A 12627-nucleotide genomic window follows, 5' to 3' on the forward strand; every position below is an offset into this window, starting at 1 on the left:
CAATCAGATCAGTTGAAAATAATTAAGATAGTGGGGGAGTTAGCATTATTGCATTAAGCTTGTTGATAACTATTCTCATTTTAGTATTATCGACACAGGGTTAATCGCAGGGGATTTATATGGCTGAACGTATCAATCTATCCATATCAGAGGAAAAACTCGCGCAGCTTATTCGCGAAGGTACGTTATGTGCGGCGGACTTTTCTTGTCTCGATAGTCAATCAAAACGTAAAGTCTGGCAGCTTTGTCTGATTTGCTGCCAAAAACGCATCGGTTGCCAGCAATGTACACAAATGAGCTGTCCACAAATTGAGTTTTTGGTTAATGCCGATAAATAACGTTATCGGCATTTGCATTTAAGTATTATCATGCAATAAACCATTAAATTTTAAAGTTAATATGCAGCTTCCTCCAGTATTACCATTATTTGATTCAATTCAATTCATACAAGACGGAAACAGTGTGGTGAATCAATACATCACACAAGTCAGCCTTGCAGATGTACCTGATGCGGGTTTAGTAATGGAACACGCAACTGATTGGTTATTCGAGCAAAAACACAGTGAAAACAACTACAAAGCCTATCGGAGTGAAGTAACAACGTTCCTACATTGGTGTTTTGATGTCGCGAAAATGTCGCCCACACAGGTGTTGCGTAAGGATATGAGTCGCTATGTGGATTATTGCTTGGCGCCACCAATAACGCTAATCGGTTACTTTAACGTGCCACAGTTTAAACTCGATAAATTGCGGGATGAGCGAGTGCCTAACAGCCTTTGGCGGCCATTTGTCGGCAAGAAAACCCTTGGGCAAGTACAGCCTTATGTACTGAGCGATAACGCCTTAAAGACCAAGATTGCTATTTTATCCTCGTTTTATAGCTATTTAATGAGCGAGGAATTTTGCGAGCGTAATCCTGCGCAAATTTGGTTGAATCACAGTCGTTTTGCGCAAAACAAGCAGTATCAAAGACAAACTGATGAAGATGAAAACAGCTTGGCTTTCACAGAATTACAGTGGTCCTATGTGATGAGCACAGTGACTCATCTGGCAGAAACGACACCTGAATTACACCAACGTAGTTTGTTTTTGATTTCATTGATTTATTCCTGTTATTTGCGAATTTCAGATGTTTCGGCTCGGGTTGGCTATTCGCCCGTTATGGGGCAATTTAGGCAAAATCCACAGACTGGAATTTGGAGTTTTCACATTCCACTCAGTAAAGGTGGGAAAAAACGTAGCGTGGCGATTTCTAAGGCGTTACTCGTTGGTTTGGTTAAATACAGGCAATTTTTGGGGCTGTCAGATTTTCCAAGCCAAGGTGAACATCATCCTTTGTTTGTTCGCCATCGCGCCGCCGGTCGTGGCCGCGACGCGGGTCTTGTAAATGCCAATCTCGGGATCCGGCAAATTCGTGAAGACATTCAAACCATTATCAATCTCGCCGCGGATAATGCTCAAACCGATGGCTTTAACCAGGATGCTGAGCAAATGCGAAAACTCACCGCGCACAACATTCGGCACACGGGGATCACTCATGATATCAATATCAATCGTCGGCCGTTGTCACACGTACAAGCCGATGCTGGCCATGAGAGTATCGACACCACATCGAAATATTTGCATACCACACAAATAGAAAGACACGAAAGCGCCTTCAATAAGCCATTAGACCATTTACGAGGGATTGACTAGTACCGCGCTGGCATCCCAAATCCCTCCCATACAAAACTGCGTACAATGTATATTATGTTAAATAATATAGGTGAATATGAGGTCCGGCCGGTAAAAGTGTTGGAATTAGCCACTTCGAGTATAACTAACTGAATAATAAAGATTTAATCAACCAGCAACTCAAATGACATTGGTTTAACCTGCTTGGTCAAATCCAGCTCAAAGCTTCCCAATCTGCCCAAGTGCTCGGTATGGTACGGCGAGAATGCGGCCATGAGGTCGCGGGTGATATTGTGGCCCTCCGACTTCAACTGGTTAAACACTTCCGTCATCGCGTTCACGTTGTATAGGATTGTGAAGTTCGCCAGCAAATGATTGTATTTCACGATTTTGCTTTGCTCATGCTTTAGGTTAGCGGGAATTTTTCCGGCATTCGCAAAAAACAACCAACGTGCAAACTCGTTGAACTCCTCACTCTTACAGGTCGCTGCCTGGATCGTTTTGCGTAGATCAACATCGGTGATGTATTCCAAAAGGAACATAGTTCTGACCACTCGCCCGAGTTCGCGGAACGCAAAATACAGCTTGTTTTTCCGGTTCTTGGTGCCGAACCGGCGCAGGATTGTCGAGGCGGTAATTTTTCCTGCTTTAACGGACATAGCTGTTCGCATCATATCCGCATAGTGCTTTTCAATAAGGTCCCACTTGATAGGCTCTTTGAACAAGGACTGAATATGCTTAAGCACCATAGCGCGGTCAGGCTTGTAGAAGCTGAGATCTTTGATATTTCGGATACGCGGCATGAGCTTGATGCCCAGTAGGTACGCCAGGCCAAATACCGGTGTTGATTGCGCCTGCGTATCCCCGTGAACGGTGTCTGGATTAAAATCTGATTCGTCGTTGAGCAGACCGTCCAGGATATAAATCGCCTCGTAGACACCACAGGGGATAAACCGGCTGAACAACGCAATGTAGGTGTCTGAGACGTGGTAATAGGCAATGCCGCCATAGCTGCCGTAACGAATATGGTATTCCGATAGTAAATTATCTTCGTAGAGATCCCAGAGCTTGCCATCAGCGGACACACTGTTGCCCGAACCCCAACACTCAATGAGCCGGTATTTCTTGTACTCGCTGTTGATCTTAGCAATCGCTTTATCGAGACGGGCTTCCGTAGTGCGCTTTAAGTTAAGCCATGCAACTTGCTTGCGCGACACACCCTGCACGGATCGCACGGTTTCGGTAGGGCCAATATTGGTGCCGTAACAAAACACAGTCAGAACAAAACGTAACACCGGGTCGCTGATACGTGACTCGAAACCCGACAACGGGCCAAAATGTTTGTTCAAGTTCAACCATTTTTCGACATTAATGATTACATCGAGCAGGTTGATCTTGTCCAAGCGATCGCGCAAGAGCGCTCCAATTTCTTCGACCTCTGGCGAAGGTTGATCCGGTTTTGGTTTACCGATAATCAGGTTCCCGTTTTCTATACGGACCAGTTCATCCTCTGGAAATTGGCTATCAGCTTTCTGGCAGCTCGCCTCCATGGACTCCTTCAGTGTTCTTGCAAATTCAGTATCACCGGCGATAAGTCCTACCTCCTCGCAATAGGTAGGCAGCTGCGCCTCGTATTCTTCCCAGGTGATCATTTGCTCCCGGTAATCATCGAAGGTTTCACTGTAGGGAATGAACAAGTCACCGGTACTCAGTTCTTCGGCGATCCGTTCAAACACACACAGCTCAAAACAGGTTTTATTGACCTCGGTGACTTGCGCTGATTTAGTCGATTTTCCTGTGACCAGTTTCCACCAGCTTTCGCGAATCCAGCGAATGTTGATGACATTTTTGGAGGATGGATCGTTTGGATCACTTTGAATGGACAGGAACTCGGCGCGCCGTTGTTTGTATTTCAAAATAAATTGAAATGCATTCAGCAGATCCTTGTCTTCCGTGGACGAAGCCAGATTGAGTATTTCAATCGTGCGAAACAACGTTGATCGCTGCTTTTTGTAGAGTTGAACCATGAACGGCAAGTAGTTGTTACCCGCGAACGCCATGTAGTGTTCACACATTTGCAGCAACTGATCGCTGTTCTTTCCCAGGACAGGATCAAAAGCTGACACCGATTCGGGTTTATCCAAATAAACCTTGACCGTTCCAGTCAGCACAGAAATCAAATGATCAGTTTGCTTTTGATGGTCTGCAAGGTATTTCTCCAACAGTTTCTGCGCCGAGCGATCCATTTTTAACAGCAGTTTGATAAAAATATCGGCGGCATTATCCAGAGTTCGTGCGTATTGGTGTCGGATTAAAACGATGACCAGAGCGAGTCGCTTGTTCAGCTTTAGCTTCATCAATTCGGCGTAATCCAGGGCCTTGGCCTCGTCGATAAACTGCTGGTGTTTCACCGGTGGCAACCCCAAATCCGCAGGCAGTAGTGTTTGCAGGGAGGTCAGCCATTCCAGGTAGTGGATGTACGCATGGATATTGCGAGGAGTTGGGCGTTTCGGTTCATTTTTCAGCGTGCTCCAGCCAAAACCATTCGGCCCGGTGCTGGAACGGAGAATATCCGTGATGCACTGGCGACTTTCAGCCGTCAAAAATTCACACAGTTGACCGTAATACCGGGTGTTGACTTCCGCTCTGGCTGTTTGGCAGATTCGCTCAAGCACGCTGAACGCTGGCAACTCGTATCGCTCCTTGACCAAGTATTCCAACGTGACATTGATGATATCCGGCAGGGCTTCTTTAGTTGTTGCTGCCTCTTGCGCCCAACCCTTTGTTAATCCGGAGGTCTTGGCTGCATCGTAGGGTTTTATATCGAGATAACGTCGAATCAGTTTTACATGACGATCCTTTGCCCCTGACACGTAATAGGTTTGAAGATCCTTGAATGATGCTCTTGAACGACACTGGCTTTTGATGTGTGCGATGATGACGTTTGGAATTTCACCCAATGTGACAAATCTGCCTAATCGTTGGGTCGTCTTTAACTGGATTAGTAATCCCAGAAAGGAAGTGCTCGCCCGTTTGCAATGTTTCACAGCAAACTGCTGCTCTTCCGGTGTCGGTGTGTAGACATCCCCTAACTCGACATGCGTGATATCTGACTTGATCCGCGGATAGGCTGTCTGGTAAATGGCCGCCATCGATCCGCTACTTTGTTAATGGCAGTTTCAGTTGGGACAGTTTTCGCAGGTGGGCTAGTTGCAGGTTTCTGGTCGCCATTTGGTTTTCTCTTAATTTAGTCACACGTCACTCAGCGCCGGATCAATAACGTCCGTGTCCTTGATTGGTTGCGCCGAAGCGAATGGTATGCCCCCTAAGAGAAGGCATACCAATAGCGTTTTTAGGATGTTGTCTTCGTGTGAGTGGCTTGGAGCCGATGAGCAACCTCATCCCAATTAATATTATTGAAAAAAGCATCAATATATTTACCGGCAGCCGCGCCAAAGTCCATGTGATAAGAATGTTCATACATATCCATGACCAACAACGGAACTGTGCCTACCGGGAAATGTGCGTGATCACCCATCCAATAATTTTCCAGCTTATTGAAATGCGTGTTATACCCCAGAACAACCCACCCGGAACCACCGCCCAAGCCTTGGGCGATTTTGCGGAATTCGGTTTCCCAGCGATCAAAAGTACCAAATTGTTTGGCGAAAGCTGAGCGTAATTCACCATCGGCTTTGCCATTACCGCCCAGGTTATCAAAATATAATTCGTGCAAAATGACCGAGCCTGTGCGAATCAAATGCTCCCGCTTGAGATCATTGTAGAGAAACGCTGGCGTGTCGGGGTTTGCGAGTGCCTGACTCAACTGATCATTCACCGCATTCAATGTTTTTACCGAACCGCTGTAATTGTTAGTCCAATGCGACTCGATCAAATTGGCAGAAAGGCCTTTTAATTTTGCGGCATTGAAGGATAAAGGTTTTGGTTTTATTTCGGTGATCATCCAATTTGCTCCTTTAGGTGCTGCCTGAGACGACGATTCAGCTGCGCTAACATTTGATGCCGATGCAATAAGCAACCCTGCGGCAGCGGTCGCACTGGTAGCCAGGAAATCACGTTTGTTTTGGTTAAAATCATTCATTGGTTTTCCTCCGTTAAGTGTAAGCAATGAGTTCGAGCAGATCGAAAGATGACTTAATTAATCCCCATTAACGACACCGCAAGCCCAACAAGCGCCGACATGCCAATCACCTTCATCACATTCATTTTGTAACGAAATAATGCGATACCCGCTGCAACAGCAATTACCGCTGATATCCATTCAAACCGCCCATCAAAGCCTTCTGGCCACAAAATGTGGTAACAGAAAAACAGGGCGAGATTCAAGATCACACCTACCACCGCCGCCGTGATGGCCGTGAGTGGCGCAGTGAATTTCAAATCATTGTGCGTCGTTTCAATAAAGGGGGCACCCGCAAAAATAAAAATAAACGAGGGCAAGAAGGTAAACCAGGTGACAATGGTGGCGGCTACTGCGCCCGCGAGAAATACCATGTCGGTGCCAAATACGGCTTGTACATATCCCCCAATAAAACCGACAAAGGCCACCACCATAATCAGCGGCCCTGGTGTGGTTTCACCGAGCGCGAGGCCATCGATCATTTGCGTGGGCGTGAGCCAACCATAGTGGCCGACCGCACCCTGATAAACATAGGGCAATACCGCATAGGCACCACCGAAAGTGAGTAGTGCCGCTTTGGTAAAGAACCAGGCCATTTGTGTCAGTGTGTGATCCCAACCGAAATAACTCCAAAGTGCAAACAGCGGAACAGCCCAGAGTAATGCACCGGAGATCAAGATCATGCTGAAACGCGACCAGCGGAACATGGCGTGCGCGGGCGTGGGTGTGTGATCATCGAATAACGCGGTGCCGAAGGATTTATCAGCCTTGCCATGGCCACCGCCGCTGTTGAAGTAGTCAGGTAGAAACCGCCCACCCAAATAACCAATCAGTGCCGCTGCAATCACGATGTAAGGGAATGGGATATTGAGTGCAAAAATGGCCACAAACGCGGCGGCAGCAATCGCCCACATCACATTATTTTTCAACGCGCGTGAACCAATGCGATGGGCGGCATGCACGACGATGGCAGTCACCGCCGGTTTGATACCGTAGAACAAACCGGCTACCCAACTTACGTCGCCGTAAGCGATATATACCCACGAGAGTCCAATCAAAATGAAGAGTGATGGCAACAAAAACAGCACACCCGCCACTATACCGCCCCAGGTACGATGCATTAACCAGCCAATGTAAGTGGCAAGTTGTTGCGCCTCCGGACCAGGCAACACCATGCAGTAATTGAGCGCATGCAAAAACCGTTTTTCGCTGATCCAGCGCCGGCGCTCCACCAGCTCCTGGTGCATGATGGCTATTTGGCCTGCCGGGCCACCAAAGCTGACAAACCCGAGCTTTAACCAGAAACGGAAGGCTTCCCAAAAACTGACCGGCGCAGGCGCTTCAACCGGCTGGTGAGCTATTAATTCGGTGGTGTTACTCATGGTGTGTTTCCTTATCTGTAAAAGCAGCCAGTAAGGCATCGAAGACACCATTAGCCGTGGCGATGAGTTGATCGTCGTCATGAATACTGTTGCGCAATCCCCACAGGATTTGCTCCAGCCCACTGGCTTCACTGGGCTGGATACCCCCTACGTCCAGAAAATGCACCAAGGCTCCCAAGCGCGTTAAGCCGGGGTGATCGAGCCTAAAACTGTCAAGCAGAACCTCAAAAGTGACCTTGCCATTCAGGTGAGTGAAACTGGCTCCGTCAAAATCAAAGCCCAGCGCATCGGCGGGACAATCCTTCGGTGCTTGCAACCACACAAAGCGAGCCTCCGGATCGATAAAACGGCGGATTAGCCAGGCACAGGCAAGGCGATCCACCCAGGGACGTTGACGGGTTGCCCATAACCGCCCGCGATAGAGGCTGATATCCAACCGTGGGATTTCACCGGTGTGCTCATGGGGTTCGTTGGGCGATAACTGGCGATTGAGCTGAAGTTCAAGCTGTTGCAGCGCCTGCTGGGTTTGTGCCTGCGCTTCACCGGGGAAAAAATCCGTTGCGGCGATAGCGGTGAAGTTTTTGCGCAGTTTACGCAGCTGTCTGGTTGCTTCTTGCAGGGAACTACTGGCCAATTCTTTTATTGGGGGCAGCTCGTGTAAAAGATGGGCGTAATCATCCTGACGATCAAACAGGCCGCTGAATTGGCCAGCATCTTCGGTATCGACCAGGAGCACATAGGCTGAGCCTTCACTTGCCTCTACTTCTTGCAGCAAGCCATCGAACAATTGCTGATGTTCTGGTCGATGGGGAAGCAGATAAACGCCGTCACGCAATACTGCTGCACCGGAGGACTTGAGGGTTCGCCATACCCGCATACGCACTGTCGCGTTTTGGGTGGGCAGGGATAAGATCAGTAATACCCATTTCATATATTGTAGATCTAGTTACACAAAGGTAGGAAAATCTACAATATTTTATCGATGGTGTAAAGCGGCCAGAATGATCCATGATCGTGGCGGTAACATTACCAGCTTTGGTATTTGGGTTTGGCCCGATACATTGATTCTGCCCCGAATGTTGACCGAATCATTCAGCATCCATCAGGGTTGCCATCTTCTCCATTAAGATAATTGACGCATTATTGCTGAGCTGCTGGCCTTCCTCGATATACTCCCAGACGGTGGCATCGCTCTTCCAGCCGCCTTGTTTCTTGATCAACTCAAAATCCACTCGCTCACGCGCTGCCGATGTGGATAACCCTCTACGGAAACTGTGGCTACTGAGTTCAGGCACAAAATCAAACTCACAGGCTTGCCCCAGCGTTTTGAGCAAAGCATTGACCGCACCTGGAGCCAGCGCTTTTTCCTGAATGTGATCCCAGCGGTTGGTGGGACGAAACACCGGACCGTTGGTGATGCCCGCTGCATCTAACCAAGTTTTCACGGCGGTAGCCGGACAACAAGCGGCCTTTCCGTAAGGTAAAGCTCGCATTAAACCCATGCCTTGCTGGTCGGTCTTGGAGCGCGGCAACCGGATGAGTAGCCCCTCCGGCTCCCAAACCAGATCATTGACCTGAAGAGCAACCAGCTCACTGCGACGCAAGGCGCCGAAGAACCCGGTGAGTACCAAGGCAATATCCCGGTATTTCTTTTTGTTGTCCGGTAAGTGCCGCAAGTAATTTACTAGTTGGGCGATGTGCTCCAAGCGCAACGCCTTGGCCTTGCGCTTGGGCTGTCCATGGGTGCGGCGAATGCCCTCCATGGTTTTACATACCAGCGGATCACGAACCGGGTCAGTCAACCCTTGGTAGTGGTGCCATTGGCTAACGGCCGTGAGGTGAAGGGCGAGAGTCCGGCTATTCAGCACATCGGCCTTGGCCACCAGGTAACGCACCAGAGTATCCCGATCCGTGGGCAACCGCCCGCCCCATTTTTCGAACTGCCGAATCGCTGAACGGTAGGCCGTTCGCGTGTTATTGGAGGTCGCCGCTTGCAGATAGTGGCGCAGTGAGTCGGATTCTGCCAGCGACGGCAAAACTGATTGCTCACTACACAATGGCGAATCCGATGTGAGTTTGGGTGTGTAGTTATCCATGGTTATCCCTTTTCTGTGGGTCGCTGGAAGGCACCAATGTACTGGTGTTACAAACATCAATTTTTCATTTCTCACTCATAACCCACGATAACATTCATTATCGAAGGTTACTATTTAATTTTTATTGGCTGCATAAAAGTCAATATATTATGTTATATTACGTGCTATGTAATACGTTACTAAATAATCACCGAGGGAAACTGTCATGGCTCGCGCCGGAATCACTTACTACGATGTCTCGAAAGCCGCAGAGGCTATCAAAATCCAGAACCAGGAGCCTACCGTAGATCGTGTCCGCGAGCATTTGGGAACCGGCAGCAAAAGCACCATTGCACCACTACTCAAGCGCTGGCGGTCAGATAATGGGGAGGTGGTCGATGTGAGCGGGTTGCCGAATGATCTCGTCGAGGTAGTAAAAGCCTTACATGAACGGGTTCAGCAGATGGCCGACCAGCGCATCGCGCAATCCCGCGACGAATTCAAGGCATCGAATGATCAACTCCGGAAAGAATTGACTGAGGCCCGTAACAGCATCGCGCAGCTTACCGACCGCCAACAGGATCTGAACGCCCAGCTATCGCAAATTACCGAAGCAAAAGCCCTGCAAAGCAAGTCCCTGGAAGATGTACGCATTAAGCTAGCAACGGCAGAGGCTCAACGCGACGAAGCCCTTTCACGAACTGCTGAATTAAAGGAAAGCGTTGCAGAACTCAAGCAGGAAAATAAGGATATTCGTGATCACTTTGAACACTACCAGCAACGCACCGCCGAAGATCGGCAGCAGGAACGCGAGCAATTCCACGTGGTTAACCGGGGCCTGAAAGACCAGATTCAAGACCTGCAACACCGGCTCATCCAAGCCGAGTCAAGCGCGTCCGAACTGATAGACACTAATGCGCACTTACAACGACAAACGCATGAGCTCGAACAGGCCAATGCGATGAACAAAAGCACCTTGGATAGACAAGTGGTCGATATCGAGAACTTGGAGCATCGACTTAACGACGCCTCGGCAAAAAGCCGGGAGCAGCAACATAAAAGTGAACAACTGGCGGATAATATTGCCGCACTTACCAGCCAGAAAGCAGATGCCGATAAGCAAGTGGCCGTACTATCCCAAGCATTGGAGGCCACTAAAACGGATCTGATAGTCTCTCAGAATAGAGTGGAAGCTCTGTCCGATGAGAACAGGTTGATTCTTCAGGAAAAAGCGGTGATTCAGGGACAGTTTAAGCAGCTTCAGGATTCGCTATCTCGGTAAGGATTTTATCCAGCCCTTGTCAGAAAAGCTAAATGAATCAATGTCTTATTTGCAAAGTGGCTAATTCCAACGCTTTTACCGGCCGGACCTCAATATGGTTGATTACCTTCCGTATGCAAATGACAGAGTTTCATTAATCCCTCTCATTAGTCACTCACATCAAGGGTTAAGAATGCCCCTCGTTTTAACACTCACCGTTGATTTTTAATCATCAGCCTAAGGATGTGTTTAATGGATTTATCTAAGGCGTTTCTACGCGAATATTTGGCTAGGATTGCCCTGCAAGTTGTGCAGATTTCACGTAGCGCACGAATGTGACTAAAGGATTGTGATTAACAAGGATTGATGATTTAGCGATAAGTTCAGATGGACTCGCTTAACGCGCTATTAATGAGTGCGTTGATTTACCTGGTTAAATCGCGTTGTTTAGTCACGCCTATTTTTGGTGAAAACTCACAATACGCAGATCCCCGCAATCTACCATCAGTTGAATCGTCTTTGAGCAAAATGCCTGTTGTGCAATGCGCCTAAATTATCCAAATTCCCAGAGCATTACGATTCAATGCTATTAAACCTACCACACAAAGAAGTCTGTTGGCTTGAATGATGATTTCAATTCCCCGCTCGAAATCCCTGTCGCATTCGAGTGCAAGATGAATAATGCTATTGTTGTTTGTCGCAGGATTTCTAGGTTTAGACAAACGGGTTTGAGCGACGAAAATATTCTTATGGAGTGAAAGTATGCTTATGGAATGATTGAAGCTTCTTGGTTCGCTTTGTGGAGAAAAACTTTGTAATGCCGAGTGTAATCTTGACACAATATAACCACTATATTTAGCTAAGTAATTATAAATAAAGCAGTTTAAACTCAGCTCCGCAAAATCCAATATTGTTTCATCTAGGCATTCCACATGGTGTTTTATAACCATTAGCGTCTTGATAATGTGGATATAAAATGAAGGGGCCGTACTGTGTTAGAGATAATGCGAAGGGGCATTCAAATCGATACACCGTATGCCAAAAAACCTGATAACCGCCCCACTCTGACTTTATCGATGAGTGAGTTTGATATCACAGTCAATGATCATTCGGTCACAACTTAAGTGGTGACCGAATGGAACATGTTTATCAAAGGCCATCCATAGCCTTGTTTATTCAATCCTTTTTTATTGGTTAGGCCTCATGTGCAAGTAACAGCGGATTTACCGTTGTCGCACCATAGCCCTTTGCATTGAGCTCGGCATCCAACCCCAGCGTTGCGATATCATCCGCAGCTGCATCTAATAATGGCAAACGGTTGGTAAACAACATCTTAGTGTAGCCCTTACACGTCTCACAGCTCTCAATTCGCACGTTGGCTTTATGATCGTCAAAGGACCAAATGGACATCTCCCGAGATTGTTCGCAGCAAGTACAATGGGCACGCACATAATGCCACTCAGTTTCGCACAGACTGCAATGCAGATAACGCAGCCCTTCGCGGGGTTTATCGACAATCATGCTGGCGACGGGATGACTGCCGCACACCGGGCAAAGGCTAGACTGTTTAACCTTATTCACATCCATTCGCGCAATCACCATGGGTGCCCAGTGTGACCAATACAAGGACAATCCCGCCCAAATAAATAGGCTGAACTGTGCAGGCACGGCACTAAACTCCCCTTGCCTCAGTTGAGTGCCCCACTCTAGCAATAGAGTTGGCGACTGCTGCTGTAACTCCTGGAGAACAGGTACTAAATGCGCGGGCACTTGAGATACCAATTCTGTTAGCAATGCTTGCAATGCTTTTAACCAATCCTGAGCCGTTTGAGTTTGGCTTAGGGACAACGGATATGGCACCTCTGCGTCAATCATTGGTGCTGTGCCCATATCCGTTGCCGCAAGTTTTTGCTGCGTCGACACTAGGATTTGGCAGAGCTTGAGATAATCCGCCAGCGGAGAATCCTGCGCTAATTGGGCTAAACGACGTGCTCTATGTTGGTAAATTTTCTCAGGATTTGCCGCTTTTAGCGGTTTTAATGCCAAGGGGGATTTATCAACAAAACTTAACGGGATATCGCTGGCCATCTTCAT

At 47.9% G+C, this 12627-nt stretch carries 9 protein-coding genes; 3 read left to right on the forward strand and 6 right to left on the reverse strand.

Annotated features, from left to right (window positions below):
• Window positions 1–119: 119 nt before the first annotated feature.
• The gene (locus ACUZ8J_RS10465) at window positions 120–338 is read left to right on the forward strand and encodes a hypothetical protein (protein WP_446693776.1); all 219 of its coding nucleotides are present in this window, start codon (window positions 120–122) and stop codon (window positions 336–338) included.
• A 61-nt stretch (window positions 339–399) separates the two neighbouring features.
• Window positions 400–1695 carry a tyrosine-type recombinase/integrase gene (locus ACUZ8J_RS10470; RefSeq protein ID WP_446693777.1) on the forward strand — a complete coding sequence of 432 codons (1296 nt, stop codon included), beginning with the start codon at window positions 400–402 and terminating at the stop codon, window positions 1693–1695.
• 143 nt (window positions 1696–1838) lie between these two features.
• Here ACUZ8J_RS10470 and ACUZ8J_RS10475 read toward each other — a convergent pair whose 3' ends face one another.
• The 5 genes from ACUZ8J_RS10475 to ACUZ8J_RS10495 form a co-directional block, all read right to left on the reverse strand.
• Entirely contained in the window at window positions 1839–4826 is a 2988-nt protein-coding gene (locus ACUZ8J_RS10475; protein ID WP_446693778.1) for a Tn3 family transposase, read from the reverse strand.
• Between the two features lie 200 nt (window positions 4827–5026).
• Window positions 5027–5776, reverse strand: coding sequence for a superoxide dismutase (locus ACUZ8J_RS10480; RefSeq protein ID WP_007645336.1), 750 nt, complete (start codon window positions 5774–5776; stop codon window positions 5027–5029).
• 53 nt (window positions 5777–5829) lie between these two features.
• Window positions 5830–7197, reverse strand: a complete 1368-nt coding sequence (gene chrA / locus ACUZ8J_RS10485; protein ID WP_007645338.1) for a chromate efflux transporter — start codon at window positions 7195–7197, stop codon at window positions 5830–5832.
• The gene (locus ACUZ8J_RS10490) at window positions 7190–8128 is read right to left on the reverse strand and encodes a chromate resistance protein ChrB domain-containing protein (protein ID WP_007645340.1); all 939 of its coding nucleotides are present in this window, start codon (window positions 8126–8128) and stop codon (window positions 7190–7192) included. The genes chrA and ACUZ8J_RS10490 overlap by 8 nt, the downstream gene beginning before the upstream one ends.
• Before the next feature lie 157 nt (window positions 8129–8285).
• Window positions 8286–9293 carry a site-specific integrase gene (locus tag ACUZ8J_RS10495; RefSeq protein ID WP_446693779.1) on the reverse strand — a complete coding sequence of 336 codons (1008 nt, stop codon included), beginning with the start codon at window positions 9291–9293 and terminating at the stop codon, window positions 8286–8288.
• 205 nt (window positions 9294–9498) lie between these two features.
• Here ACUZ8J_RS10495 and ACUZ8J_RS10500 point away from each other — a divergent pair, with 205 nt between their 5' ends.
• Window positions 9499–10554 (forward strand): DNA-binding protein, encoded by a 1056-nt coding sequence (locus ACUZ8J_RS10500; RefSeq protein ID WP_446693780.1) that lies wholly within the window; start codon window positions 9499–9501, stop codon window positions 10552–10554.
• 1173 nt (window positions 10555–11727) lie between these two features.
• Here ACUZ8J_RS10500 and fdhE read toward each other — a convergent pair.
• A complete protein-coding gene (gene fdhE / locus ACUZ8J_RS10505; protein WP_446693781.1) occupies window positions 11728–12627 on the reverse strand; it encodes a formate dehydrogenase accessory protein FdhE in 900 nt (299 codons plus the stop codon).

Source organism: Shewanella sp. Koi 1, assembly GCF_052907445.1.

Excerpts from the sequence above, each read along its gene's own strand:
- ACUZ8J_RS10465 (WP_446693776.1), top strand. The coding sequence starts at position 120 with ATGGCTGAACGTATCAATCTATCCATATCAGAGGAAAAACTCGCGCAG.
- ACUZ8J_RS10470 (WP_446693777.1), top strand. The coding sequence starts at position 400 with ATGCAGCTTCCTCCAGTATTACCATTATTTGATTCAATTCAATTCATA.
- ACUZ8J_RS10475 (WP_446693778.1), bottom strand. The coding sequence starts at position 4,826 with ATGGCGGCCATTTACCAGACAGCCTATCCGCGGATCAAGTCAGATATC.
- ACUZ8J_RS10480 (WP_007645336.1), bottom strand. The coding sequence starts at position 5,776 with ATGAATGATTTTAACCAAAACAAACGTGATTTCCTGGCTACCAGTGCG.
- chrA (WP_007645338.1), bottom strand. The coding sequence starts at position 7,197 with ATGAGTAACACCACCGAATTAATAGCTCACCAGCCGGTTGAAGCGCCT.
- ACUZ8J_RS10490 (WP_007645340.1), bottom strand. The coding sequence starts at position 8,128 with ATGAAATGGGTATTACTGATCTTATCCCTGCCCACCCAAAACGCGACA.
- ACUZ8J_RS10495 (WP_446693779.1), bottom strand. The coding sequence starts at position 9,293 with ATGGATAACTACACACCCAAACTCACATCGGATTCGCCATTGTGTAGT.
- ACUZ8J_RS10500 (WP_446693780.1), top strand. The coding sequence starts at position 9,499 with ATGGCTCGCGCCGGAATCACTTACTACGATGTCTCGAAAGCCGCAGAG.
- fdhE (WP_446693781.1), bottom strand. The coding sequence starts at position 12,627 with ATGAAGATGGCCAGCGATATCCCGTTAAGTTTTGTTGATAAATCCCCC.